Consider the following 26,187-nt stretch of genomic DNA (forward strand, 5'->3'; position numbering starts at 1 on the left):
ACGGGCAGTCCGGTCGTTGCAGTAGTTATTACGTCTGGGATATTGAGGTAAATATGGTTGAAAAGGCATCAAAAACGACAGATAAAAACGTCGAAAAATCAGAAGATGCGACAGAGGGTCCCCTGAGTGACCCGAGCCAGGAAACAGTGAAAAAAATGATCGCCGCTGCCAAGGAGCGGGGATATATTACCTATGACGAGCTCAATAATACTCTGCCCCAGGATGAAATGTCTTCGGAGCAGATCGAGGACATTATGTCCCTGATTTCCGAAATGGGCATTAATATCATTGAGGCCGACGAGGCGGATGATGGCGGCGATGGAGAATCGGCGAAATCCAGCAAAAAATCCGACGATGACGATGGTGAAGAAGAGGAAGTCGAAGCCGCCGTACCGGAAAAGACGACCACGGACCGCACCGACGATCCGGTGCGCATGTACCTGCGGGAAATGGGCAGTGTGGAACTGCTCAGCCGTGAGGGCGAGATCGCCATTGCCAAAAGGATAGAGGCCGGCCGGGAGACCATGATCGCCGGTCTGTGCGAAAGCCCGCTGACCTTCCGCGCGCTGGTGAACTGGGCCCAGCTTCTGGAAGAAGAAGAAATCCTGTTGCGTGATGTGATTGATCTGGACGCCATGTATGGTCTGGACCCGACACAGGACGGCGATGACGAAGAAGACGCCAAAAAGAAAGCCGTTGCGGCTGCGGCGGCTGAAAAGCCGGCTGAGAAAATTGCCGAGGCGGCACCGGAGGCGGTAAAATCTTCCGAAGAGCGCGGCGACGGCCTTGATGATGAAGAGGCAGAAGGCGAGACATCCGAAGAAGAAGAGGATGATGACGACGAGGACGCCGAGAACAACATGTCTCTCGCCGCCATGGAAGAAGCGCTGCGTCCCGAGGTCATGGAAACTTTTGCCAAACTGCAGCAGAGCTATAAAAAGCTGGTCAAGCTGCAGGATGCCCGTCATGAAGCCAGCCTCAAGACCGAGAATTTATCCGACAGCCAGGAAAAGAAATTCCAGAAAATTTCCGTGGAGCTCGCCGACGCCATCAAGGGCCTGCGCCTGAATAATGCCCGCATTGATGCGCTGCTGGAGCAGCTCTACAGCCTGAACAAGCGCCTGATGGGCCTTGAAGGCAAGATGCTGCGCCTGGCCGAACGTTACAAGATTAACCGCAAGGTTTATCTGGACAATTATCTGGGCCGGGAACTTGAACCATCCTGGATCGAGGAAGCCGCCGGCATTTCCGGTCGCGGCTGGTCCGACTTTGCTGAACGCGAGCGCGAAGTGATCAACAACATGCGCGCCCAGGTCGCCGACATCGCCCAGGAAAGCGGCCTTACCATCGGTGAATTCCGCAAGATCGTCAGCATGGTCCAGAAGGGCGAAAAAGAAGCCCGCATCGCCAAGAAGGAAATGGTGGAAGCCAACCTGCGCCTGGTGATCTCCATTGCCAAGAAATATACCAACCGCGGCCTGCAGTTCCTTGACCTCATTCAGGAAGGCAACATCGGCCTGATGAAAGCGGTGGACAAATTCGAATATCGCCGCGGTTATAAATTCTCCACCTATGCCACATGGTGGATCAGGCAGGCCATCACCCGCTCCATCGCCGACCAGGCCCGCACCATCCGTATTCCGGTGCATATGATCGAGACCATCAACAAGCTGGTCCGCACCGGCCGCCAGATGATGCACGAGATCGGCCGCGAGGCGACCCCGGAAGAGCTCGCATCCCGCCTCAGCATGCCGCTGGAAAAGGTCCGCAAGGTGATGAAAATCGCCAAGGAGCCCATATCGCTCGAAACCCCGATCGGCGACGAGGAGGATTCACATCTCGGTGATTTCATCGAGGACAAGAACGCCATCCTGCCGGTCGACAGCGCCATTCAGTCCAACCTGCGCGATACCACGACCCGGGTTCTGGCCAGCCTGACCCCGCGTGAGGAACGTGTCCTGCGCATGCGTTTCGGCATCGGCATGAACACCGACCATACGCTGGAGGAAGTGGGCCAGCAGTTCAGCGTGACCCGCGAGCGTATCCGCCAGATCGAGGCCAAGGCGCTGCGCAAACTGAAACATCCGAGCCGGTCCCGGAAGCTGAGAAGCTTCCTGGATACCTAAGGTCAACTCAAGGTCACTGAAAAGGGGATAAGACATGGGACCTTTTGAAATGGTGGTGCTGATCGTCCTGATCGTTATGGCGGCGGGCATTCTCAAGAACTGGCTCCGGGCCAAAGAGAACGGCGCCAAGCTTGATCTTGGCACCCTGGCCCATGACCTGGGTCTGGACGACGATTATTACTCCAAGAACCAGATCAAACCCTATCTCGACCGTATCGAGGGGCTCGAGGAACGGATCAAGGTTCTGGAACGCATCGTCACCGACAAGAGCCACAATCTGGCCAAGGAAATCGACAGCCTTAAATAATTTGCATGACAAGGGCGGCCCGGGCGCACTTTCGGCTTGCCCTTCTTATCCCCTGTCTGCTATTCACCATTAATCCTCTCGGGGGCCCGTAGCTCAGTTGGTTAGAGCGAACCGCTCATAACGGTTTGGTCGCAGGTTCGAGTCCTGCCGGGCCCACCATTCTCCTTCTTTGCCATCCTGATAGAAACAGTGCTATACTTTCTTCCGATCTGAGTTTGGGGGAGCCGATGAACCGTCTTTTTGCACTTTTTTTTCTATTCCTGACCCTGCCTCTCGCCGCCCGGGCGGAGGAAGGCGCGGTGGACTTTATCCGCTTTGACTGGATGGTGGAGCCCAACCGGGAGCAGTTTTACGCGGCGACCACATACCTCTTCGAGGCCTTTGGGCCGGATGAACGGTTATATCTCTATGCTGAATATGGAATCTTCGACGGTGTTTATGCACTGACCACCACAAGGGCGGGACAAAGAGACCTGAGAAAAGCACTTGCGGGAATTGATGAGTCTTATCTTACTACGCATCTGGAACCGACGTCGTCAGGGCAAAGCCCTTTGCATAACTATCTACTATATACCCCTTACTGGAATGAAATGGATCGAACCAGTGGTAATAACCGCCAACAGAAGGAAAAAGAAGCCCATATTCCCGAACCACTCTCACCAGTTTGTACGGTTATTCGTAAAAATCAAATGGGCTCGATCAAGAGAATTGCGAAGGCTCAATTAAAAATGATTCAGCAAATGGCACGCCATGGTCATCTAATGAGTGTAACTTATCGACCGGGCGATAATAAAAATTTTAGAGACCTCATTTTTACATTCCGCGCCGACTGCGCTCATAAGGACGAAATCGTTGCTGAACTGATGGCGTTGATGGACGGGAAGTAACTTTCCCCTTGCAGTGATTTCCGTTGTCGCGCCACAATAGGCGGCTCACAACAGAAGGAGGCCCCCTATGAAATGCGTGACACTGGTGCGCTTCAGTCCGAAAGAAAAACGCCCGTCCGGGGAATATAAGAAATTCCTCGAGGGCCTCATGCATGTTTACGCAGGGGCGGAGGGGCTGCGGCATAAATATTTCACCGTCACCGATAACGGCGAGGCGGTGGGGATCTATGAATGGACCTCCCGCGATCTCGCCGAGGCCTTCTTCACCGACGACTGGCACCGGATGATGCAGGGCATGGCTTCAGCGCATTCCCTCGAGTATCTCACCGTCCGGGCGGAGCTGGACAATGATGCGGGGGAATTTCAGTTTTACGGATAGGGGCGCCCCGGACCGCGCTCAGCTTTCCGAATGCACCCGGTCCCAGACACCGAACTCATGATCGATGCTCCAGTTGATGAGAAAACGGTAGATATCCTCGATATAACTCTCATTTCCGTCAAGGTCCGCGGCGACGGCTCTGGCTTTCATGACCACATCCTCGATCCGGGCGTCGTCATGGACCTGCCCGCGGTCCTGTTTGATGTGCCCCGCCTGTTTGATATAGTCGAGCCGTTCCAGCAGCAGCGGCACAAGCCGCCGGTCGATGCGGTCGACCTCTGTACGGACTTCAGTCATATTCTGACAGGCTACGGATTTGTTTCGGGAGGGCATGGGGGCTACTCTTGTCGGATGATGATGTTGTAAATTCCGATCGAGTTCTACAGGCTGCAGGCCTGAACTGCAACAGGCGACGTTCGGGTTTTACGGGTAGCGTTCAGACCCTGACGTTGACCATGGTCGCCTGCATCAGCGCCACCAGTTTGCGGGTCTCGCCTGATATCGCCACCACTTCCCCCCGGCAGACGGTGAGGTTGCGCCCGGCGTTTTCCACCGTGCCGGTGGCAATGAATTTTTCGCCAATCGCGGGCCGCAACATGTTGATCTTGAATTCGGCCGAAACAATGTCGCAGCCCTCCGGCGCCTTGGTCAGGGCGGCGTAACCGCAGGCGCTGTCGGCGATGCTGGTGACCGCCCCGGCATGAAGGAACCCCTGCTGCTGGGTCAGGCTTTTGGCATAGGGCAGCTCAATCTGCACTTCGCCGTCCTTGACGGAGAGCAGCCTTGCGCCGAAGGTCTCCATCAGGCCCTGCAGGATGAAACTGTCTTCAATGCGTTTCTTAAGGTCAGTCATGGAAATCTTTCCTAAATCGGATTGTCGAGGGAGGCGGGCGGCATGGTGAACCATTCCGGCCCCTTTTCGGTCATATGGAAGCAATCCTCCAGCCGCACGCCGAATTCGCCGTAGATATATATTCCCGGCTCGTTGGAAAAACACATGCCCGGCGCCAGCGGCGTCTTTTCGCCCTCGACCAGGTTGAAAAGGCCGCGTTTGGTGAGGTTCATTCTCTATCCCCTTCTTCGGGCTTTCCTGCCCTGAAACCAGTGCAAAACTATACAGCTCCCGAAACGGCCTGTCACGGGGGAAGGGGAGGTTAGATCTTCATATCGTCATTCCCGTAAAAACGGGAATCCAGTTTGGCGGTTAATCCGGATTCCGGCCTTTGCAGGAGTGACTGATTCATATTTATGGTGTTATGATCGCCTTGATAACGGATCAAAGTTCGGATTGGGGGGAATGTCAGAAGAAATCGAAAAACAACTGAATGCGCTTGTGTTTGGCGTCATGCAGGACGCCTTCAAGCAGGTATGTGAGGCTCACAGAAACCTCTATTACATGGGGGACAAGGTCATCCCCTATATAGAAGAGAAGCTTCTCAGTCGATCCTGGGAGGAAGTCGGATACAGCACGGATCTGGGCCTGTTAAATGCGATGCTCGGACTGGTTCATGATATTGATGAGGACCGATCCCGCGCGATATCGAAAAAGATCCAACAGCGGGGGTGTAGCGTCCCGGTTCGTCGCCGGATGGATCAGCTTCTTTCGTTTACGGTGAAGGACTATTTTCAGTATGTGGCTTCAGGCATGAATGTTTTTCAGGAAAAACGCCTCGCACGGCCGGATTATGTTCGCAGAAAGATAGAAAACTGGATGTCGTTTGTTCCGGCTGAAGACCTTTCCGGTATTGAAAGACTTTACATAATTGCGTGTCAGGATAATGACCGTAGCGGCAGCTACATGCCGATCCTTCAGAATATTGTCGTTGAATGGGGTGTGCAATCCTCACGTTGGAACCCTCTCTCGGTGGTGGAGCGGTTTTTTGTGAAAAAAACGCTGTATCATGAAGTTGGTCACCATGCCCATCGCCATACCTTCGGGCAGGATCCCGACCAGGAAAAAGAGGCGGATAAATATGCCGTGAAGCTTCTTCTCAAGTGTCATCCTGTTTTTCTTGGATCCCTCAAGAGGCTTGTTCTTTTTATAAAAAAACTAAAAAATCGAAAAAAGGCCCTTGATGATGATTGATGTGCGCAACAAATCGACGGAAAAAACCGCCATATCCACGCATTATGCCGGGCATTTCGACGGTTCGGGGGTATAAATCGACCAAAAATTGACGGAAAATCGTTCCACAAGAGGGGCTAACCCCTCACGACCTCACGGGGAGATAAAAACCTCGGGGATATAACAAAGTCCTCCCGGGGATATAAAAAGAAGGAACGATGCAATGTCCAAATTCACCATCTGGCTGCGCGATGAATATCGCAAGACCGAACGGCGCACGCCGCTGCTGCCGTCCGGGGCCAAAGAACTGATCGATATTGGGTATAATGTGGTGGTGGAGCGCTCGGACAAGCGCATTTTCCCGGACAGCGACTATGAAGCCGCCGGCTGTAAAATGGCCGCCCCCGGAAGCTGGAGGGACGCCCCGGCCGACTTCACCATTTTGGGCCTGAAAGAGCTCCCCCATGATCCGGCGGTGCTGAAAAACAACCATATCTATTTCGCCCATGCCTTCAAACATCAGAACGGCTGGCAGGATCTGCTCGGCCGCTTCCAGAACGGCGGCGGCCATCTACTCGACCTGGAATATATGGTCGACGGCGCGGGCAGGCGGGTGGTGGCCTTCGGTTACTGGGCCGGTTATATGGGCGCGGCGCTGGCGCTGATGCAGTGGTATGACAAGGCAGCAGGCCGCAAGAGCCTGATCGAAAAGGGCCTCACCCCCTGGGACAATGCCGGTCTTCTGGACGAGGATATCCGCGCCCGCAAGGCCGACGGACCAAGCCCGAAGGTATTGATTATCGGTGCGGGCGGACGCAGCGGCCGCGGCGCGCGGGAGCTTCTGGCGCGTCACGGCGCCGAGGTGACCTGCTGGGGCCGGGCGGAGACCGAACAGCTCGACCGCGACGCGATCCTCGACCATGACATCCTGATCAACTGTGTGTTTGTCTCAAGCAGCATCCCGCCCTTTGTGCGCCTGCAGGACCTTGACCGCAACAAACGGCTTTCGGTCATTTCCGACGTGTCCTGCGATCCGCTCAGCAGCTATAATCCGCTGCCGCTGTACGCAGAACCGACAAGCTGGGACCATCCGGTGGTCAAGGCCGGGGTTAACGGCGGCGCCATCGACCTGATCGCCATCGACAACCTGCCGTCGCTGCTGCCGCGGGAAGCCAGCCAGGAATTTGCCGGCCTTCTGTTGCCATATCTGAAGGCGGTGGATAAGCTGGAGGCCAATCCGGTCTGGCGGGCCGCGCTGGGCGCTTATGAAACCGCCTGCGACAGCCTGCCGTCCTGACGTCATCCCGAGTTAAAAACCAGAGGTATATATGTCCACATCTCCCGCACTCCATTGGGTCGGCGCCGGTCTTTCTTCCGGCCCCGGTATTGTTTCGCTTGCCCGCAAGCTTGGCTCTCTCACCGTCTGGGACATCAGTCCCGACCGGGTAAAGGAACTGAAACGGCTCGGCGGGGTGGAGATCGCTTACCGCCCGCTCAATCTGGAAGACGATCGTCTGGTAGGGGATTTCCTTAACAGCCTCCATCCCGGTGATGTGGTGGTGTCCATGCTGCCGGCTTTCCTGCATGTGCAGCTGGCCGAACTTGTGCTGGGTCGTGGCTGCCATCTGGTGACCTCGAGCTATGTCTCGCCGGAAATGCAGGCCCTTGACGGGCGTGCAAAAGAGGCCGGGGTGGCCATCGTCAACGAGGTCGGGCTTGATCCGGGCATCGATCACCTGTTCGCCCATCTGGTGGTGGAAGCGGCCGACAAGGCCGGGCTTCTGGGCCGGGGCCTGCCGATGAGATTTGTTTCCTACTGCGGCGGCGTGCCGGCCGAACCGGATGCCTTTACCTATAAATTCAGCTGGACCCCGCTCGGGGTGCTGACGGCGCTGAAGAACGAGGCCCGCTTCCGTGAAAGCGGCGCCGAGAAGGTGGTGACAAAGGCCTGGGAAGCGGTCGACAACCTGGCAATCGCAGGAGAGACTTTCGAAGTTTATCCCAACCGCAACAGCCTGCCCTATATCGGGGAATATGGCCTGTCCGGGGAAAAGGCGCTGACGGATTTCGTCCGCGGCACCCTGCGCCTCGGCGGCTGGAAAGAGGCCTGGGCCGGAATTTTTGATCTGGTGGAAAATGCCGACATGGCGGCGCTCAAGGCGCTGTCGGCGCAGCTGCAGGCCGAGCATGCCTATGCGGACGGCGAGGAAGACCGGGTGGTGCTCTATGTGGCGCTGGAGATCGAGACAGACGAGGGCCCGTGGAAAGCGTCGCTGGCGCTGGATGAAAAAGGCTCCGGCTGGCAGACCGCCATGGCCCGCACCGTGTCCCTGACGGTAGCCCGGGCGGCGCAGAGTGTGCTCAGGGGCGAATTTGCGCCCGGCGTTCATGCGGCGATTACGGACCCGGACATGTGCCGGCAATGGCTCGGGGATCTCAGGGCCGAGGGGCTCAACATCCGGCCCGAAAATATCTCGCTTTAGCCCGACTGTTTGGGGGCAACGGAAAACACGGTCAGGGAATTACATCCTGTCCGTGTTTTTCATCAACCGGGCATAAAATTCGATCATTTTGGCATAATCCGTCACTTTCAGCCGTTCATTCAGGCCGTGGAAAGCGGGCTTCAGCTCCGGCGTGATATGCATATACTGGAAGCGGTAGGTATTGTTGGAGACACCGGCGAGGAAGCGGCTGTCGGTGGCGGCGGTGACAAGCTGCGGGGTGATCGCCATTTCCTCGTCGCCGGCGGTTTCGAGGATGCTTTGCCGGATGATCTCATAGGCCGGGCTGTCCGCGTCCGACACCGGGGAGGGCTCGGTATGGTTCTGTTTCTCCAGCCGGATATGGGGATCGTCGATGGTCTCTGCCACCATGCGCACCACATCGTCACTTGTCTCGCCCGGAATAATGCGGAAATTGATCACTGCCGAGGCCTCGGTCGGGATCACATTTGATTTTTCCCCGGCGCGCAGGATGGTCGGCGCGGTGGTGGTGCGCAGGAACGGCGACAGGGTGGTGTCGGACGCCAGGCCCTTTTTCAGGATCGGCTGCAGCAGGCCGAAATTATGGAACGCCGTCTTCATGCCGTAGGGCATGTAATATTTCAGGTTGTCGCCGAGGGCGCGGATATACATCATCTGCACCGGCAGGGGATTATCGTAAAGCTTTGTCAGCGCCCGGGCCAGCCGTTCGATGCTGGTGTTTTTTTCCGGCATGCTGGAATGGCCGCCGGTGCCGGTCGCGGTCAGTTTCATATCCATATAGCCTTTCTCGGCGATGCCGATCATGGCAACGGGAATGTCCACCATCGGCAGCAGGCCGTCGGCGATGACCATGCCTTCATCCAGCACATAGTCAAGCCGGATATCATTGTCGGCGAAATATCGGGCCGCAGTGGCGGCCCCGCCATCAGCATTGCCAAGTTCCTCGTCATGGCCGAACAGGAAATAAAGGGTCCGTTCCGGCTCGTGGCCCCGGGCAAGCAGGCCTTCGGCGGCTTCCATCATGGCCATCAGGCCGCCCTTGTCATCCATGGTGCCCCGGCCCCAGATATAACCGTCGGCGATGACGCCGTCGAACGGCGGTTGCTGCCACAGCTCCGGGTTCAGCACCGGCACCACATCCATATGGTTCATCAGCAGCACCGGAGTGAGGGCCGTGTTTTTGCCCGGCCATTTATACAGAAGGCTGTGGCCGGCAAGGACCTGTTTTTCCAGGTTCCCGTGCGCCAGCGGGAAGTTCTGTTCGAGGAATTTGTGGAAGGCGGCAAAGGCGTCCGGGTTGAATTCGGCCGGGTCCTCGGGGGAGATTGTCCTGATCCGGATCGCCCGGCTCAGGCGGTCAAGGCTGTCTTGCAGGGGCAGGAGGTTCATTTCGGCAGTTGTGGATGTCCCTCTTTTCGGGGGCGACAGGAACAGCGGCGGAATAGCCAGCCAGGCGACAACAAGGAGCAGGGCCCCCAGAACCAGATATATTTTCATCAGTCTTCCCCGAAAAGTCAGTTCGAGGCAGTGTAGCCGTTCCGCAGATACATTTCCACATATTGCAGCAGCAGTTTGCGGGCGATTTTTGCACTTTCGGGATCATTGCCCATGATATAGCCCTTGCTCATGCAATGCTCTCGCATGGCCTCGACCATCTCGAGACGGTCTCTGATGCGTTCCGGCCGCTCTGCTTCGGTCCGGGCCTCAAGGCGGATATCTCCCAGGGTCCAGAGGCCGTCTTCCGTCAGCTTCAGTTCGCAGGGGGCGACATTCAGGGTCGGGATGAACTGGCGCTCGTGATCGAATTCCCAGGCATGGCCGGCGCCTTCGATCAGTTCGGCGGTAACCGGACTGCCGCCCTGTTCGATTTCCCGCTCGCGGGCCGCGCAGGCGTCAAGGTTGTTGGAGGCATCTTCGGTGCCGCGGACGCTGATATAGGGAGCGCTGGTTGTCCGCCGGGTGCCCAGATCCGTGTGGCAGGGGCCGTAAAAATCAATATGCAGGGCAAAGGGATCATAGTCCTCTGCCAGTATGTCATACATGCGGCTGTCAATGGCGGCCCGGGTCGCCATGCCGCCGTAGGAAAATCCCAGAAGGCCGATCCTGTCATGGCGGATGGCCGGATGGCGGTTGAGGAATTTCAGCGCCGCATAGGCGTCGGTCATGGCGTCCACATGGCTCATTGACAGGACCCGTATCAGGTAGGGCATCTCCTGAGTGAGGCCGCGAGCGGCGAAGGAATGAATGACAAAGGCGGCCACGCCGCGGGATTGCAGAAGTTTTGCATAGGCGATTTCCCGGCTTTCCCGGATGCTGCCGCTGCCGTGCAGGATGATCATGGCCGGCGCTGGTGTTTCGGCAGTGGCACCGTCAGGCAGATACAGGTCTCCGCGCACCGTCATGGGATATTGCGGGGCATCATCGGCAAGCAGCCAGCGGAAATCCGTCGGCGTCCGGGAGGTGAAATACAAGGTCCCCCGGTCATCCTCCGACAGCTTTTCCTTCGGGGCAGGATAGACCGGAAATTCGGGTATGATAATTTCCGGTTCCGGGTCCGTGTCCGCCCGCAATAGAGGAGCAGACAGAAGTGATGCCGCCAGCATTGTTGTCCCGGCAATCAGGGTCCGTAGAAGGGTCATCATAATAATTGTTGCCAGTCTATCTCGATTTTAAAAATTCCAGATAAGCTCGACACCATAGAGTCTCGGATCATTCGGGGTACTGACAATGGTGCCAAAAAAGTCACGGGTGCTATCGATATATTGTTGTTTGTCAAACAGGTTGCGCACCCACGCATATATTTCCCATGTTTCATTCTCGGATAACAGACCCATCCGGGCATTGACCTGGGTCAGGGCGTCGACCTTGCCGAAGGGCACCACGCTCATATCTACAAGTGTCTTCGTGCTTTGGTTATCTTCGGTCGTATAGAAACTGCCCTGGTGGGTGATTTCCGCACGGAGCAGGAGACGGGCATCAGTGCCGGACAACGGCGTTTCATACTGGGCGCTGGCGGCGAAAGTGAATTCAGGCGCCCGGATCAGATCATTGCCGGAGACATCAGCTCCTTCCGCTCCGCCACCGGGGAAGCTGCCGAATGTTGCGTCCAGCAGACCCACTGAGCCCTGCAGTTCCAGCCCATTCAGCGGCCGCCAGGTAACTTCCGCCTCGATACCCTTGGTTTCAACATCAACATTGCCAATTCGTATTGCTGTGGCGCCAGCGCCGAGATCGACAAACTGATTTATCTGGTAGTCGTTATAGTCTGCCAGGAATGCGGAAATATTGAAGATGAGTTTATTGTCAAATAAAGCGCCTTTAAGGCCGAGTTCATAACTGCGTACGGTTTCCTTGTTGAATTCAATACCCTGGATCAGGTCTAACTGGGTTACATAATCAAGGTTATAACCGCCGCTTTTGAAGCCGCTGCCATAACTTGCATAAACATTGACCCGGTCACTGACAGCGTAGGAGAGGCTGGCGCGGGCGGAAACATAATCGTCGCTGTGTTCATCAACCTTCTGGTCTGTCGCGATCATGAAGATGCCTGAGAAGTCACCGTTCAGGATCCAGTCCACGTCCTTTTTTTCGTAAGTATAACGACCACCTACATTCAGGGTCAGGCGATCTGTAATGTTATAATTGATGTCCGCATAGGCCGCATAACTGTTGGTGGTGACATCGCCTTCGTTAAAGACAGTGGTGCCGGGAGTATTACCAAGGAAAAAGGCTTGGTCCCCGTTGGTCACAATGCGGTCTGTGTCGCTGGTCTGGTGATAATAATAAAGCCCGAGGACATAACCAAGACGACTGGTATCGGGCGAAATTAACTGAAATTCCTGGGTAAACTGCTTGTAATGATCGTAATAATCGATCTTGATCAGATCAACGGGCGAATAGTCTGTATCATTGCGATAATGGACCTTGTTATCCCGATAGGCGGTGATGGATTTCAGGGTGTGGTCGTCGGCAAATCGGTAATTCACGGTCATGCCGCCGCCATAAAGGTCGCGTTTTTCCAGCGGGTTTACGTTGTAGCTGACTTCCCGTTCTTCGGGGGCGTTGGGATCAGTGGTCGTGCCAAGGGTATCGCTCAGATTTTCACCGAGAAAGGCGAGATGGTCACTGTTCAGGCCGTCAAAGGAGAAATTTACATCCATGTCTTCCGAGACATCAACAGCAAGCTGGGCGCGGTAGGCAATGGAGTCCCTCTCGTTCAGCTTATCTCCGTTATAGAGATTGAGGAGTGTGCCGTTGCGGGTTTGGCGCAGGACGGAAAACTTGCTTCTGACGCTGTCGCTGAGCGGGACAGAGATGTGTCCGTTTACTTCGACAGACCCCAGTGAGCCAAAATTCCCGCCTATGCGACCTTCAAACTCATCTGCCGGGGCTTTGGAAACCAGACTGATGGCGCCGGCCACGTTGTTTTTGCCGAACAGGGTGCCCTGGGGGCCGCGCAGAATTTCGATCCGCTCCAGATCGATCAGCTCCTGGTTGATAGCCGGTGACTGGCCAAGATAAACGCCATCCATATAGACGCCGACCCGGGTATCAAACCCGATGTTCCGGCTGTTGGCGCCGACACCGCGGATGGTAATCTGGGAATTGAAATCATTATTGGCGCTGATCAGCACATTGGGGATAAAGTCGGCGATTTCCCGAAGCTGATTAATGCCGGTCTGCTGAATATTATCTGCGTTAAAGGCGGAGATGGAGATGGGAACATCTGACAGGCTCTGGGCTCGTTTCTGAGACGTCACGACAATTTCTTCATACGCCTTATCCTCGACAGTCTGAGCCTGGAGGGGAGGACATGTTGTCGTCATCAATAACGCACTAAAGGTCAGCCCCTTTTTAAAGGCATTACGGTAAAAGACTCTGGCCGCAGTCATGGCATCACCATCAGAATGGTTCACGATAAAATTCCTTAAACTATACTTCTAAACGAACTCAATTAATCAATATGGAACATATTATAAGATATTTGATATACGGAATGGTTAATTCTTATAACTATATGAAAGAAAAAGAATATCCAATTTATTTTAGAACAGACCAAAAGCGGAGTAAAGCTCTGGCGTCAGGAGGCTTTGCTGTTTGAGAATTTTCTCATGACATTCTGAATTTCGGCAATCAGCGCCTGCATGTCTATTGGTTTCGAGACATAACCGGTCATTCCCTGAAGCAGAAATTTTTCCCGGTCCCCGTCCAGGGAATGGGCGGTCAGGGCAATTGCCGGTACATTAATAGCCCAGCTCCCCAATTCCCGTATCTCGGCAAGAGTGCGCGGTCCGTCCTTGTCAGGCATGCTGATGTCAAACAGAAACAGATCAAAGGGTTGTTCTTTTTGATGCAACCTGTTCCTGACAATATCAATGGCTTCCTGTCCACTGCTGGCCATTGTGGTCTCCATGTCAAGCGACTGGCACATTTTTTCAATGATCATCCGATTGATTTCATTGTCGTCGACCGCCAGGATATTCAGATTATCTGCAATCGCCGTTTCCGTTTCCCTGATATCTGTCTGTACCAGTGGGGCGTCTGAGGCCTGAAGGACAAATTCAACGGTAAAAATTGATCCCTGTCCGATAATACTCTCCGCCCGGACGGAACCCGACATTAACTCTACCAGCTGCTGGCATATGGCCAGGCCAAGACCGGTCCCCTGATATTTGTGCTCGTGATGGGCCGTGACCTGTTCAAACCGGTCAAACAGTCTGGGAAGATCTTCCTCCGGGATGCCGATACCCGTATCCCTGACGGACAAAACGGTCCGGATTGTCCCGTTTTTTAAATCTTCCATCGCAAGATTGACGGCGATCTGGCCTTCTTCGGTGAATTTGATGGCATTGCCCACCAGATTGATCAGGATCTGCCGGTAGGCCTTGCTGTCAATTTTCACCCAGGGAGAAGCCGTATCCTTTATCGTACTGACAAGTTGCAGGTTCTTGTTTTCAGCCTGGATGGAAAGGCTCCTGATGATATCCCTGGTTGTTTCTCCCAGATTGATGCTGCTGTAATGCAATTGAAGTTTTCCCGCTTCAAGACGGGAAAGATCAAGAATATCATTGATGAGATCCAGAAGAATCCGGGAAGAATGCTCCGCCGTTTCGATATAATGTCTGGTCTTTTCATCGAGATGCTGTTTTTCCAGTATATCCAGAATGCCAATGATGCCGTTCAGGGGTGTTCTGATTTCGTGGCTCATATTGGCAAGGAAGGCGGATTTTGCACGGTTTGCGCGTTCGGCCTCTTTTTTGGCTTTGTCGAGATCTGTCGTTCTTTTCTGAACCTTGTCTTCAAGGGATTGAAACAGGCTCTTCAACTGATGAGCCATAGCATTGAAGTCATTGGCCAGTCTGCCGATTTCATCGGAACGGCCCGTAAGTTTGCTCAGTTCCTCGTTGTCTTCGAGATCCATGAACCTGCCAAGGGCAATCTGGTTGCTGGTCTTGGCCAGTTCGGCAACCGGCCTGACGATTGTGCTTCTGACAACATGGTAGATCACACCGGAGGAAGCCAGAATAGCGAACAGCCCGATCAGAAGGACATAGAAAGCAATGGCAAAGGCCTGGTCGGAAACGATGCTTTTCGGCAATGACGTGAGGAAATACCATCCCGGACCCTTGATATGTCCGACCGCGATATATTCGCCATAATCTTTGTTATCGATCAGGAATACATCCTGGTCTTCATGGTCTTTCACCATCCGGTATATTTTTTTCAGGTGATCATTGCCGGAGGACGGGATATCCAGATGCTTCACCAGAGTCTGATCGCCCTGATAGGTGATGTTGGGATGGGCAATAAGTTTACCCTGATCGGTGACGATCATGTTTTTGGCATCCGGCAATCTTTCCAGAATGGCATGGTCCAGAAGTTCATTGAGCAGTATGCTGTTTCCCCAGGAACCGATATGCCTGCCCTCGATATCCATCGGCGTCATACATCCGGTTGTCCAGGTCTTGTCCGTCTGGTCGTAGATGATCGGTTGCAGGCTGGTGCACCGGGTAATCCTGTCCGGATTATTTTCCGGCAGGGTAATCTGGTTCACTTCCTCTTCTGAGAAGTCAAAATCCGCCGGGGCATCCTGTCTGTAAAATAACAGGCGATCTTCGCGGTAGGGAGCAAGGATCAATACCTTGTTGTCCGGTGTGAAAAAATAGAAGTTTGAAAAGCGGGACAGGTTGGTGTAGCCAAAATCGCGCACAATATGAAAGATGGTGAGAAGGTATTTCTTGTCATTGGCGCCAAGGTTTTCTCCGTCCGGTATAAAGGCGCCAAAACCCCGAACAGGTATGTTTTCTGAAAGGTTCATGCCGTCAAACAGGAGCGGGCTGGAGCGTCGGGTGCCGTCACTCTGCAGGGGGAATAACTCGTCAAAATACTGGTTCAGGTTTACAGGTGCAGGATCATTCAGGCGTCTGACAAATTCGGCTTTGGCATCCTTGTGGAGCTGATGAATATCATTAAACAGGCGGCTTTCCCGATCAATTCTCTGGCTCATATAGGTGCGGAGACTGCTCAGAAGCTGATCTTCGTAATAGTTGCGGACAAGGATAAAAGACAGCCCGCAAACCAGGATCGTGATGGCCAGAATTGGCAGCGCGGCTTTCGCAATGGCCTTGTGGGCCAATGAGCCGTTTTTCCTGTCTTTATCTTTACGCATCAACAAAATATCAAAGCCCTGTTCCCAAAACCTGTCATGCCATCAGAAGATGTATATCCGTGATATACCAGAAAGCTGACCAATAAGTTAATTCTAATTTATTCCGCTGTCTGGGAAATATGATCCGATTTCCCGTTTTTTGTTTTTGTTGTCCCGGATTCCGCCTAGGTCTGAAAAATGAATCCTCTCAATCACCGGTATGGGCTGTCGAGCCCTGAAATAAAAAAAGCCCCGGCACAGGGCCGGGGCAGTGGAAGATATCAGGAGTTAGCTCCCAATAGGATCTCGTTAATGCCGACTCACTGGTTGCTTCGACGGCGAAGAATAGTTGCGGCATAAAGCAGGGCGGCGGCGATGGCCAGGCCGACCCAGAAGGAGGGCAGGGTGGCACTCTGCAGAACTTCCAGGGCCTCGGTTGTTGTAATTCTTGTGCTCTCATGATCGTTTGCGTCGATAAAGGAGGCCATACTGCCCAGTTGGTTCTGCAGCCAGTTGGCCAGATATGATTTTTCGTAGAGTATATATTCGGCTACGAAGACAATGACGGGCGGAATAACGGCGGTCAACAATGGCGTACGTTTGGCTACGGCGGAGGCCAGCATCAGGTAGGCGAAGACCGGCATTGCCCACAAGCTGTACATGATCACCATGACAAATTCAGTGACAAACAGGGAAGGCAGGTTGGCTGGCGCGATAAACAGGTCCCAGGCATTATGTCCGCTAACCAGGGTAACAAGGCTGAGCAGGGCAAGCACCACGAACTGAGTGGCAAAGGTAAAAGCCAAGGCAATCAGCGGCGTGATAAACATGTTGCTGATGATTTTTGCGGCTACAGTCTGCAGGTCGGAAACAGGCATGGATTTCCAGAACAGAATGCTGTTGTCCTTGCGTTCATCATACAGGCTTCCGAGGCTGTTGAAAACCATGTTGAACCAGGTGATGATAGCGATGAAAACACCCGCGGATAGCATGCTGGCGGCAACAATTTCCATTCTTTTGCTCTGGATCAAGCCTTCAAACTCATCAAGCATCTCGATCAGGGAGTAATAGTTGACATCGTTGATGGTCATCTGGGTAGTTTCAAGTCCGATGTAGCTTCCAAACAGGGCGATCAGGATCAGAAACAGGCTGATGCCGCCGCCAACCATCGGACCGTAGAACATACTGCGACGGTTTTCCCAGAATTCCCTCAGCAGGAGGGTTTTAAACGGGCTGTATCCGGTGACTTTAATAATATCGGTTTTCATTTTCTTTCTCCGTAAAATTCGGACAGCTTCAGGCGTCAAGTGTCTGTGTCATGCGACAGGTGTCCAGACTGCAGACCACGACTTGGTCGTTGACCTGTTTGTGGGACAGGCTGGCGCGACTGTTTTCGCTCCGGGCTTTGTCAAGAGCGGTGAAGCCGGTGACGGCTATGGTGAAGAGCAGTGCCGCAAGTCCCGTGTTGATCAGGATATGCAACGGTTTCAGCTTCTGTGTCCGCGCCAGTTCCAGTTCCTGATCGCGGATCAGGCCAAGAAAGCTTTGCGGTTTGATATCACTGGAAAATATGCTCTTCATTTCTCTTCTCCTTGACAGCGGGGTCACTGTTCCCGGGTCATCAGGGTGACAAACAGGTCGGACAGACTGAGCCGTCCCACTTCACCAAGTTGTTCCAGTTCGACACGCGGACGATTGTTGAAAATCATTGTCGTCCGGCCGAGGGTTGTCTGTTCCTGCAGCGGGTCGAGGGCGCGTGCGTCGTTAATATGTTCTGCCTTCGGGTGCAGGACGAACCAGTGTTCACCAATTTCCTCCATCGAGGTTTTGTGCATGATCCGGCCTTCCCGGATAAAGACCACGTCGGACAGGATATTCTCGATCTCGTCCACCTGGTGGGTGGTGATCAGGATGGTTTTCTGTTCATCGAAATAGTCTTCCAGCAACTGGCTGTAGAATTTTTTCCGGTTCAGGATGTCCAGGCCGAGGGTTGGCTCGTCAAGCACCAGCAGGCTGGCGTCGATGGCCATGACCAGGGCCAGATGGACCTGGACGATCATGCCCTTTGACAGGTGGCGGATCTTTTTGTCCAGCGGCACCGTGGTGTCGGCGAGAAAGCGCAGGGCCCGCTGCCGGTCGAATTTGGGATGAACGCCTTCGACAAAGTCTATGGCCTGGTTCACCTTCATCCATTTGGGCAGGATGGCGACGTCCGAGATAAAGCAGACGTCTTTCATCAGTTCATCGCGGTTGGCATAGGGAGCCAATCCCAGGACATGCAGGTCGCCTTCATAATCGGACAGGCCGAGGATGGTGTTGATCAGAGTGGTTTTCCCTGCACCGTTGGCGCCGATAATGCCAACGATCTGGCCCCGTTCGATATCCAGGTCGACACCTCTGAGGGCTTCGAAGGAACCGTAGTTTTTCCTCAGGTTTCTGGCTGTGATCAATGTGGTCATATCGATACCCCTTACGCTTGGTTTTCGGTGGATTCAGCCACCAGTTTTTTCGGGTCAAGGCCCAGACGGGCAATGCGTTTAATAATTTCGGGCCATTCGTCCCTCAGAAATTTCTGCTGTTCGGCTTTGAGCAGGTTTTCGCGGGCACCTTCAAGTACAAACATTCCAAGACCTCTTCGTTTTTCTACCAACCCCTCATCCACCAGTTCGCTGTAGGCTTTGGACGCGGTGATGGGGTTGATCTGATATTCCACGGCGACCTTGCGGACTGAAGGAAGCATTTCGCCCTCTGCCAGGATCCCTTCCAGAATCATGGTGCGGACCTGTTCCTTCAGCTGAAGGTAAATTGGTTGGTCATTTTTCCACTGTTCTGCCACGGTCAAATTCCAATCTTAAAGTTTCGGCACTGTTATGCTGTTGTGGTGTTTAAGTGTTGTAGTAACATAATACACCTAAACAACTAATGTCAACACTCTGATTTTAAAAATTTATATAACCATTATATTTCAATATGTTACAGGTATATTATTTACTCGAAAGGGACGGTTCAGGGTGTTATAGTCGGGGGCATACAGGGCAAATCGAGTATTAAAATGAACGAAAAATCGGAAAGATACGACTCCGTCATCCGGGAAATACTGGCGGTGGTGGACGGGGAAAACAGTCTTATCGCCCGCATGGCGACCATCAACTGTCTGCTGCCGCAGGCATTTGAAACCTATTTCTGGACTGGGTTTTATCTGGTTGATCCGGACCGGCCGCAGGAACTGGTGGTCGGCCCGTATCAGGGAACGCTCGGTTGCCTTCGTATTCCTTTCGGCAAAGGGGTGTGCGGGGCGGTGGCGGCAACCGGTGAAACCCAGCTGGTGGAAGATGTGCATGCCTTTCCCGGTCATATTGCCTGTGACAGCCGGACCAATTCAGAGATTGTGGTGCCGGTCTTTGATGCTTCCGGCAAGCTGATTGCCGTCTTTGATGTGGACAGTACGCAAAGCTCTGCATTCGATGAGGTGGACCGTCAAAAGCTGGAACATCTGATATCTGAAGTTTTTGGAAAAGCGTGATGCCCCTTATCCTGTTGACCGTACTTATCCTCTATTTCCTGTTTATTCTGGTGCTGAGCCTGGTCCATATCGATAATCACCGGGTGACGGAAAAGAAACTTGCCGTAACGGGACTGCTGGCGGCTGTGGTGCCGCTGGGGATGGGGCTGGGTAAAATCCTTGCCGCAATCGGCTTTCCGGCAACAGTTAATGTCATCGGCTGGCTGTTGTGGCTGTTTGTGCCCTATATCCTTCGACTGTTTATTTACGGTCTGGTTTATCTACTACGTGACCGGGGGCAGGAAGCTCCTTTAGCTGCTGCCGAGGTAGCGCCGGGCGGGGAAGAGGATCAGTAATAATCAGGCTTGTATGTTTGTACAATAGAGTGCATTCTTTCCTGAAAGCTTAACCAGTCAGGGGATTGTACAAATGAAAAAACTATGTCTGGGCCTGTTGACGGCCTTTACCTTTATTCTTCCGGCCTTCGGTGGTCAGGACGCCACGGTCAAGGTGGTCAGGGCGGCGCATCTTGTCGATGTGGAAAAAGGGAAAATACATGACAATATGATGGTCTGGATCGAGGGCGACAAAATTACCAAAGTTGCCAGCCAGGATACCGAAATCGCCCTGCCTGAAGGGGCGGAGATTATTGATCTGGGTGCGGACAGTTACCTGATGCCGGGGCTGATGGACAGCCATGTGCATCTGATCGGCTCTCCGATATTCGGTTATGACTCCTACCAGCATTCGACGGCCAGGCAGCTTGTTTACGGCGTGGCCAACGCAAAGATTACCCTTGAAGCCGGATTTACCACGGTCCGTAATGTGGGGGCATCGGGTTTCACCGATGTGGCTCTGCGTGACGCCATCAATGAGGGTGATGTGCCCGGCCCGCGCATGCTGGTGTCCGGTCCCGCCCTTGGCATTACCGGCGGACATTGTGATGAAAATATGCTGCCCTATGATTATCATGAAAAGGCAGAGGGGGTCGCTGACGGTCCCTGGGAAGTGCGCCGCATGGTGCGCCAGAATATTAAATATGGCGCAGACATGATCAAATTCTGCGGCACCGGCGGAGTCTTTTCCAAAGGAACCATCGTCGGCGCCCAGCAATATTCCCTTGAGGAAATGAAAGCCATCGTCGAGGAGGCCCATATGGCCGGCCGCAAGGTGGCTGTGCATGCCCACGGCACCGAGGGCATCAAATCTGCGATCCTGGCCGGAGCGGACAGCATCGAACATGTCAGTTACCTTGATGACGAGGGTATCAAGCTGGCCAAGAAACACGGCACCTGGTTTTCCATGGATATCTACAATGACGATTTTATCCTGCAGGAAGGCGCCAAGCACGGCATGACCGAGGAATCCCTGGCCAAGGAGCGGGCCGTCGGCCTGCGTCAGCGTCAGAGTTTTGAGCGTGCGGTCAAGGCCGGGGTTAAAATGTCCTACGGCACCGACGCCGGCGTTTATCCCCACGGCGGTAACGGCAAACAGATGGTCAAGATGGTCGAATGGGGCATGACGCCCATGCAGGCCGTGATCACGGCGACCCGGGAAACTGCGATCCTTTTCGGTCTTCAGGACCGGGTAGGCATTATCAAGGAAGGCATGCTGGCGGATATGGTCGCCATCAAGGGTGATCCCCTGGCTGACCTTTCCCTGTTTGAAAAAGTCGGTTTTGTCATGAAAGACGGCAAGGTTTACAAAAACACTTTGCAGTAGTCGGGCAGTAAGCCGGAAAATATCTTGTCCGTTGCTCTCTCTTTGGGTAAGAGAGGGCAACGGTTTTTTTTATGAGGATTCAGGCAAAATGGCATCTTATCAATACAGCTATGTAATGAAGGGTCTGAACAAGACCTATGCGGGCGGCAAGCAGGTTCTCAAGGATGTGACCTTGTCCTTCCTGCCGGGCGCCAAGATTGCCGTGATCGGGGTCAATGGCGCCGGTAAATCGACCCTGATGAAAATCATGGCCGGTATGGATAAGGATTTCACCGGTGAGGCCTGGGCAGCGGAAGGTATCAAGGTTGGCTATCTGGCGCAGGAGCCCCACCTTGACCCTGCAAAAGATGTGTTCAGCAATGTCATGGACGGCATGGGCGAGCTCAAGCATGTGGTTGACCGGTTCGAGGAAATCAGCCTGAAATTCGCCGAGCCCATGGATGATGATGAAATGAACGCCCTGATTGCCGAACAGGGCGAGTTGCAGGAAAAAATCGATGCGGCCGATGCCTGGGACCTGGACAGCAAGGTGGAGCTGGCCATGGAAGCCCTGCGCTGCCCGCCCGGGGATGCCGATGTGAGCAAACTGTCCGGCGGGGAACGCCGCCGGGTGGCGCTGTGCCGCCTGCTGCTGGAAAAGCCGGACATTCTGATGCTCGATGAACCGACCAACCATCTGGATGCGGAATCCGTGGCATGGCTGGAACAGCATCTGCAGGCCTATGCCGGCACTGTCATTCTCGTAACCCATGACCGTTACTTCCTCGACAATGTGGTTGGCTGGGTGCTGGAACTGGACCGCGGCCACGCCTATCCTTTTGAAGGCAACTATTCTTCCTGGCTGGAAATGAAGGACAAGCGCCTGCGTCAGGAATCCAAGGTTGAGGAATCCCGCCAGCGTACCCTGAACCGGGAACTGGAATGGATTCGGCAATCCCCGAAAGCCCGTCAGGCGAAAAGCAAGGCCCGTATCAAGGCCTATGACGATCTGCTGGCCAAGGCACAGGAACAGCGTGTCGACAGTACCCAGATCATAATCCCGGTTGGCCCGCGTCTTGGCCAGGTGGTGATCGAGGCGGACAATCTGTCCAAGGCCTATGGCGACAAACTCCTGTTTGAGAAACTGAACTTCAAACTGCCGCCTGGCGGTATTGTCGGCATTATCGGCCCGAACGGTGCCGGTAAGACCACACTGTTCCGGATGATCACAGGTCAGGAAGAGCCGGATAGCGGCTCTCTCCGACTGGGCGAAACCGTGCAGCTTGGTTATGTGGATCAGAGCCGTGATGCCCTGGACGACAGCAAGACGGTCTGGCAGGAAATCTCTGACGGTCTGGATATGTTTGATTTCAACGGCCGGGATGTACCGACCCGCGCCTATGTCAGCAACTTTAATTTCAAAGGCACCGACCAGCAGAAAAAACTGGGCCAGCTGTCCGGCGGGGAACGCAATCGCGTACATCTGGCCAAGATGCTGCGCCGTCCGGCCAATGTGCTGCTGCTCGATGAACCGACCAACGACCTGGATGTGGAAACCCTGTCTGCCCTTGAGGCGGCGCTGGAGGATTTTGCCGGTTGTGCGGTGATCATCTCGCATGATCGCTTCTTCCTGGACCGTATCGCCACCCATATCCTGGCCTACGAAGGAAATTCGGAAGTGGTCTGGTTCGAGGGCAATTATCAGGAATATGAAGCGGATCGTCACCGCAGGCTTGGTGCGGCAGCTGACCGTCCGCATCGGCTGCAGTATAAAAAACTGACCCGCTGACATCTGTCCGGCCGGCGGTCAGGGGATCGCCGGTCTAGATCAGTTTCATATGAATGGCGATATTGACGGCCTGGGTGCGGTTGTTGGCATTGAACAGCTTCAGGATCGAGGCCACATGAACCTTGACGGTACCGGCTGAAATTCCCATCTCCCGGGCAATCATCTTGTTGGTTTTACCCTTGGCAATGAATCTCAGGACTTCCATCTGGCGCTTGGTGATTTCCGGGGCGATCAGGGGAATATCCTGGGTGAGCGGACAGGCCTCCTTTTCAAAATTGACCGGACAGACCTTTTTCAGATCCTGGCTTTCAATAAGTGCTTCCGGCGGGAAGTAGCGTCCGCCGGCCATGACCATTTTGAGGATCAGTGTGCCCATTTTTTTGGGTGTGATCTTGATCATGCAGGCAGCGACGCCTTTTTCCATGGCGAAGGAGTTAACCTGTGGGGAGAATTTGTGCGCAAGGGTGACAACCGGTGTACTTCCCGCCGCAGGTACAAGTGGTGTGAGCAATTCCGTGTGGCTGAGTTCTACGCTGTCCAGGTCGACCATGATGAGATCGAAATTTTGTTGCGATAAAATTTTCAAACCCTCATCCAGTGTGCGGGCCTCTGCAACCTGCACATCTGGGTAGGTTTCCTGAATCAGCATTTTCATGCCATCGCGGCAAATATCAAATTCATCGATTAACAATGTACGCATTACTAAACTCTTACCCTGCCTTCTGCCAGTGTATATCAGAGCTTCCCCTTTTAAGTTGCCCTGTTCTTTTTTTTATGTCCACCATTATACATTTTATACCAAGTATATACAGCTTCTAATGGATATATGCCGAATGGCCATGAGTAGGGCAAGTTTTTGGGATAGGCCATATTCCCAATTGCAAAAATACCCCCCTGATATAGCATGATGGGTACATAAAAATTTTGATATTTAAGTGAAAATTGGGGGCGGCCTGGTTGCTGTCAGGTGACCTGGGGCTGAAATATTAATAATGACCCCCGTCAGGGAAAAGGGGGATACCGGCTTGGATGAAGATCACAAAAGGGAGGTTCGCAGTTCGTCCGAACTGCTGGACATGCAGGCGGAAACAGAATTCCTGAAAGTCAGGATTGACGCGCTCAGGAAACGGATAGCCAGTGTCCCATCCTGTACAAAATTATCAGAAGAATCCCTAAAATTAGAACAGCTGGAACAGCAACGGAAGTCGCTGTGCCCCTTGATAGAGGGTCAGCAGGATTTTTTCAGGCTGATTGTCGAAGAAGTCACAGATGTGGTGGTTCTGAGCGATCAGGCGGCAAATATTCTTTATGTGAATCCGGTGATTGAACAATTACTGGGATATAAACCCGAGGAAGTGCTGGGCCAGAATGTGAAGATTCTGATGCAGGGTGCGGACCAGAAACAGCATGATGAGTATGTGACAAGCTATATTGATAGTGGATTTCCCCGGATCATCGGTATCGGCCGTGATGTTGTGTGCAGGCATAAATCAGGTGAGCCCATGCCGTTTGAACTGAGGATAACCGAAACGGTTCTACAGGGACGACGCTATTTTATCGGAACATTGAGGGATATTCATCGCCGCAAGAAAGCCGAAGAGAAAGCGGCAAGAGCAACACTGGAAGCTGTGACAGCCAACAAGGCGAAAAGTGATTTCCTGGCCAATATGAGTCATGAACTCAGAACGCCGCTGAATGCCATAATCGGATATTCCGAAATGCTGCAGAAACAGTTTTTTGGCGATATCGGTCACGAAAAATACCTTGAGTATGCCAGTTATATACAGCTTAGCGGAAACAGGCTTTTGAATCTGGTCAATGATGTCCTTGATATTTCCAAGATAGAAGCCGGAAGGTATGAACTGACGCGGGATTATGTCGATTTCGAGGAGGTCATTAATGAGGTCTTTCATGAATTTATACCGATGGCGGAAAGTGAAAATGTTCAGCTTGTGGTGGTAAATGAAGATAAAATCGGCAGGATCTATGTGGATGAGAAAGCCCTTAAGCAGATCCTGTCCAACCTGATTTCCAACGCCATAAAATTTTCCTTCCCGGACAAGGAGGTGCGCCTGATCCTGCAACGGGAACAGGATGATTGCCTGTCCATAGTGGTAGAGGATCAGGGGGTTGGAATGAGTGATGATGAAATCAAAATAGCCCTGTCGTCTTTCGGCCAGGTACAGTCCAGTCAGGTTAGGAATCACCAGGGCACTGGCCTGGGTCTGCCCCTGTGCAGACATCTTGTGGAACTTCATGGAGGTGATTTTTCTCTCGACAGTACGCCGGGGAAAGGAACCCGTATCAGAGTTGTGCTGCCTGTTCACAAGGATAAAGAACTGTTCTAGAAAGTTATCTTGTACCCCCGTTAACATATTATTAGTGCATTATAATGTATTAATATATATCTTGATAAGGAAGTTGTTTCTTGCGGAAAGGGCGAAGCTGCATGGCGGGGATCTCCTGCTGGAAAGCGAACTCGGGCTTGGCACCTGCGTCACAGTAAAATTGCCTGTCAACGCAAACTTCGGTGAAGCCCGGGTGATGGCCGGCTGATCATTTCCTGGCTTGATAATCTCTCCGATGATCCGAAACGGTCAGTTCAGCCTTATTCAGTCGGCGCTGTGGAAATCCCCCTTCGGAATTTTCAGGAAGGTGAAGTGCTGAGAGGTGTATCCCAGGATCAGTAGATAGATGCTATAGGCAAATGAAGGTGTCCAGAAAGCAATCTCGGGGAAACCGCTGAACAAAGAGACGCCGATCACCATGCCCAGGAAGCCGCTGTAGGTGACAATTTCGATGCGCCGGTCCAGAAAGGAGTATCTGCCCTCCAGAACAACATAAAAGCTTGCCGGGACCATATAGGCGCCGATGATCATATGCAGGGGGATTTCAAACGGAAAGGGGTTGGCCAGAATCAGATAGCTCGCAATAATGTTAAGGGCAGTAACGCCGGCCCGCCAGCAGAAACAGCTACCCGGCCCTTTGCCAGTTTTGATCAGGACGATAATTTTTGTAAAGGCCATGCCCAATAGAATGGCTCCCATCAGTACAGACTGATCGACGTGAGTCAGGGCAGGCAGCAGCAGGCCGACAATACCCAATACAATATAGGCCGGCCATTGTACCAGCAGGAAGACCCGGCTGCTCAGCAATGCCCGGTTGCGCAGATTCTGGTCCATGGATATTTCACTTTTTTCTTCAGACATTACATCACCCTTTTGCAATGAAACCTTACCCGAGGGGGTGTACACAAAGTCATCTTTGACTTACAATTCCCCTTACAATGCATTTTTCTTA

At 53.4% G+C, this 26,187-nt stretch carries 25 protein-coding genes, 1 tRNA gene and 1 pseudogene; 14 read left to right on the forward strand and 13 right to left on the reverse strand.

Annotation, left to right across the window (positions count from 1 at the left end; translation table 11 throughout):
• The first annotated feature begins 53 nt into the window (after nucleotides 1-53).
• The 5 genes from rpoD (at nucleotide 54) to ACORNT_RS07360 (ending at nucleotide 3,699) form a co-directional block, all read left to right on the forward strand.
• Nucleotides 54-2,126: an RNA polymerase sigma factor RpoD gene (gene rpoD, locus ACORNT_RS07340; RefSeq protein ID WP_420717554.1), complete on the forward strand. Its 2,073-nt coding sequence runs from the start codon at nucleotides 54-56 to the stop codon at nucleotides 2,124-2,126.
• A 34-nt stretch (nucleotides 2,127-2,160) separates the two neighbouring features.
• The gene (locus ACORNT_RS07345) at nucleotides 2,161-2,433 is read left to right on the forward strand and encodes a hypothetical protein (protein ID WP_321397491.1); all 273 of its coding nucleotides are present in this window, start codon (nucleotides 2,161-2,163) and stop codon (nucleotides 2,431-2,433) included.
• Between the two features lie 82 nt (nucleotides 2,434-2,515).
• A tRNA-Ile gene (locus tag ACORNT_RS07350) sits at nucleotides 2,516-2,592 on the forward strand.
• 68 nt (nucleotides 2,593-2,660) lie between these two features.
• Nucleotides 2,661-3,320 (forward strand): hypothetical protein, encoded by a 660-nt coding sequence (locus ACORNT_RS07355; RefSeq protein ID WP_321397494.1) that lies wholly within the window; start codon nucleotides 2,661-2,663, stop codon nucleotides 3,318-3,320.
• Between the two features lie 67 nt (nucleotides 3,321-3,387).
• Entirely contained in the window at nucleotides 3,388-3,699 is a 312-nt protein-coding gene (locus ACORNT_RS07360; protein ID WP_321397498.1) for a hypothetical protein, read from the forward strand.
• A gap of 18 nt (nucleotides 3,700-3,717) precedes the next feature.
• On the opposite strand, the gene ACORNT_RS07365 is transcribed toward ACORNT_RS07360, so the two are convergent.
• The 3 genes and pseudogenes from ACORNT_RS07365 to ACORNT_RS07375 form a co-directional block, all read right to left on the reverse strand.
• Nucleotides 3,718-3,996, reverse strand: a complete 279-nt coding sequence (locus ACORNT_RS07365; protein WP_321397499.1) for a chorismate mutase — start codon at nucleotides 3,994-3,996, stop codon at nucleotides 3,718-3,720.
• 139 nt (nucleotides 3,997-4,135) lie between these two features.
• Nucleotides 4,136-4,552, reverse strand: coding sequence for a PaaI family thioesterase (locus ACORNT_RS07370; protein ID WP_321397504.1), 417 nt, complete (start codon nucleotides 4,550-4,552; stop codon nucleotides 4,136-4,138).
• A gap of 11 nt (nucleotides 4,553-4,563) precedes the next feature.
• Nucleotides 4,564-4,737 (reverse strand): annotated as a pseudogene (locus ACORNT_RS07375) (M24 family metallopeptidase); the annotation flags it as partial.
• A gap of 307 nt (nucleotides 4,738-5,044) precedes the next feature.
• Here ACORNT_RS07375 and ACORNT_RS07380 point away from each other — a divergent pair.
• The 3 genes from ACORNT_RS07380 to ACORNT_RS07390 all read left to right on the forward strand — a co-directional run bounded on the left by ACORNT_RS07380 (nucleotide 5,045) and on the right by ACORNT_RS07390 (nucleotide 8,247).
• On the forward strand, nucleotides 5,045-5,785 hold the full coding sequence (locus ACORNT_RS07380; protein WP_321397509.1) for a hypothetical protein: 741 nt from the start codon (nucleotides 5,045-5,047) through the stop codon (nucleotides 5,783-5,785).
• Nucleotides 5,786-5,987: 202 nt separating this feature from the next.
• The gene (locus tag ACORNT_RS07385) at nucleotides 5,988-7,061 is read left to right on the forward strand and encodes a saccharopine dehydrogenase (RefSeq protein ID WP_321397513.1); all 1,074 of its coding nucleotides are present in this window, start codon (nucleotides 5,988-5,990) and stop codon (nucleotides 7,059-7,061) included.
• A 31-nt stretch (nucleotides 7,062-7,092) separates the two neighbouring features.
• Nucleotides 7,093-8,247, forward strand: a complete 1,155-nt coding sequence (locus ACORNT_RS07390) for a saccharopine dehydrogenase family protein (RefSeq protein ID WP_321397516.1) — start codon at nucleotides 7,093-7,095, stop codon at nucleotides 8,245-8,247.
• Between the two features lie 39 nt (nucleotides 8,248-8,286).
• Here ACORNT_RS07390 and ACORNT_RS07395 read toward each other — a convergent pair whose 3' ends face one another.
• The 8 genes from ACORNT_RS07395 to ACORNT_RS07430 form a co-directional block, all read right to left on the reverse strand.
• On the reverse strand, nucleotides 8,287-9,744 hold the full coding sequence (locus tag ACORNT_RS07395; RefSeq protein WP_321397518.1) for a M20/M25/M40 family metallo-hydrolase: 1,458 nt from the start codon (nucleotides 9,742-9,744) through the stop codon (nucleotides 8,287-8,289).
• A gap of 17 nt (nucleotides 9,745-9,761) precedes the next feature.
• Nucleotides 9,762-10,889: a dienelactone hydrolase family protein gene (locus tag ACORNT_RS07400; RefSeq protein WP_321397521.1), complete on the reverse strand. Its 1,128-nt coding sequence runs from the start codon at nucleotides 10,887-10,889 to the stop codon at nucleotides 9,762-9,764.
• A gap of 27 nt (nucleotides 10,890-10,916) precedes the next feature.
• Entirely contained in the window at nucleotides 10,917-13,163 is a 2,247-nt protein-coding gene (locus tag ACORNT_RS07405) for a TonB-dependent receptor (RefSeq protein WP_321397524.1), read from the reverse strand.
• A gap of 164 nt (nucleotides 13,164-13,327) precedes the next feature.
• Complete coding sequence (locus tag ACORNT_RS07410; protein WP_321397527.1) at nucleotides 13,328-15,916, reverse strand: ATP-binding protein; 2,589 nt, start codon at nucleotides 15,914-15,916, stop codon at nucleotides 13,328-13,330.
• A 299-nt stretch (nucleotides 15,917-16,215) separates the two neighbouring features.
• Nucleotides 16,216-17,163 (reverse strand): hypothetical protein, encoded by a 948-nt coding sequence (locus ACORNT_RS07415; RefSeq protein WP_321397530.1) that lies wholly within the window; start codon nucleotides 17,161-17,163, stop codon nucleotides 16,216-16,218.
• Nucleotides 17,164-17,191: 28 nt separating this feature from the next.
• The gene (locus ACORNT_RS07420; protein WP_321397533.1) at nucleotides 17,192-17,476 is read right to left on the reverse strand and encodes a hypothetical protein; all 285 of its coding nucleotides are present in this window, start codon (nucleotides 17,474-17,476) and stop codon (nucleotides 17,192-17,194) included.
• 23 nt (nucleotides 17,477-17,499) lie between these two features.
• The gene (locus tag ACORNT_RS07425) at nucleotides 17,500-18,354 is read right to left on the reverse strand and encodes an ABC transporter ATP-binding protein (RefSeq protein ID WP_321397536.1); all 855 of its coding nucleotides are present in this window, start codon (nucleotides 18,352-18,354) and stop codon (nucleotides 17,500-17,502) included.
• 11 nt (nucleotides 18,355-18,365) lie between these two features.
• The gene (locus ACORNT_RS07430; protein ID WP_321397540.1) at nucleotides 18,366-18,731 is read right to left on the reverse strand and encodes a GntR family transcriptional regulator; all 366 of its coding nucleotides are present in this window, start codon (nucleotides 18,729-18,731) and stop codon (nucleotides 18,366-18,368) included.
• A 216-nt stretch (nucleotides 18,732-18,947) separates the two neighbouring features.
• Here ACORNT_RS07430 and ACORNT_RS07435 point away from each other — a divergent pair, with 216 nt between their 5' ends.
• The 4 genes from ACORNT_RS07435 (at nucleotide 18,948) to ettA (ending at nucleotide 22,887) form a co-directional block, all read left to right on the forward strand.
• Nucleotides 18,948-19,418 (forward strand): GAF domain-containing protein, encoded by a 471-nt coding sequence (locus ACORNT_RS07435; protein WP_321397542.1) that lies wholly within the window; start codon nucleotides 18,948-18,950, stop codon nucleotides 19,416-19,418.
• Nucleotides 19,418-19,753: a hypothetical protein gene (locus ACORNT_RS07440; RefSeq protein ID WP_321397544.1), complete on the forward strand. Its 336-nt coding sequence runs from the start codon at nucleotides 19,418-19,420 to the stop codon at nucleotides 19,751-19,753. Before ACORNT_RS07435 ends, ACORNT_RS07440 begins: the two co-directional genes overlap by 1 nt.
• 73 nt (nucleotides 19,754-19,826) lie before the next feature.
• Nucleotides 19,827-21,119, forward strand: coding sequence for an amidohydrolase family protein (locus ACORNT_RS07445; RefSeq protein WP_321397547.1), 1,293 nt, complete (start codon nucleotides 19,827-19,829; stop codon nucleotides 21,117-21,119).
• Nucleotides 21,120-21,207: 88 nt separating this feature from the next.
• Nucleotides 21,208-22,887, forward strand: coding sequence for an energy-dependent translational throttle protein EttA (ettA, locus tag ACORNT_RS07450; protein WP_321397550.1), 1,680 nt, complete (start codon nucleotides 21,208-21,210; stop codon nucleotides 22,885-22,887).
• 34 nt (nucleotides 22,888-22,921) lie between these two features.
• Here ettA and ACORNT_RS07455 read toward each other — a convergent pair whose 3' ends face one another.
• Entirely contained in the window at nucleotides 22,922-23,587 is a 666-nt protein-coding gene (locus ACORNT_RS07455) for a response regulator transcription factor (RefSeq protein WP_321397553.1), read from the reverse strand.
• A gap of 325 nt (nucleotides 23,588-23,912) precedes the next feature.
• Here ACORNT_RS07455 and ACORNT_RS07460 point away from each other — a divergent pair, with 325 nt between their 5' ends.
• Together ACORNT_RS07460 and ACORNT_RS07465 are read left to right on the forward strand one after the other, a co-directional pair.
• Nucleotides 23,913-25,235: a PAS domain-containing sensor histidine kinase gene (locus ACORNT_RS07460; RefSeq protein WP_321397555.1), complete on the forward strand. Its 1,323-nt coding sequence runs from the start codon at nucleotides 23,913-23,915 to the stop codon at nucleotides 25,233-25,235.
• Nucleotides 25,236-25,308: 73 nt separating this feature from the next.
• Nucleotides 25,309-25,443, forward strand: coding sequence for a hypothetical protein (locus tag ACORNT_RS07465; RefSeq protein WP_321397556.1), 135 nt, complete (start codon nucleotides 25,309-25,311; stop codon nucleotides 25,441-25,443).
• Between the two features lie 56 nt (nucleotides 25,444-25,499).
• Here ACORNT_RS07465 and ACORNT_RS07470 read toward each other — a convergent pair whose 3' ends face one another.
• Nucleotides 25,500-26,096, reverse strand: coding sequence for a hypothetical protein (locus ACORNT_RS07470; RefSeq protein ID WP_321397559.1), 597 nt, complete (start codon nucleotides 26,094-26,096; stop codon nucleotides 25,500-25,502).
• Nucleotides 26,097-26,187: the final 91 nt, after the last annotated feature.

Origin of the sequence: Emcibacter sp. (assembly GCF_963675455.1) — a bacterium.
Lineage (GTDB): Bacteria > Pseudomonadota > Alphaproteobacteria > Sphingomonadales > Emcibacteraceae > Emcibacter.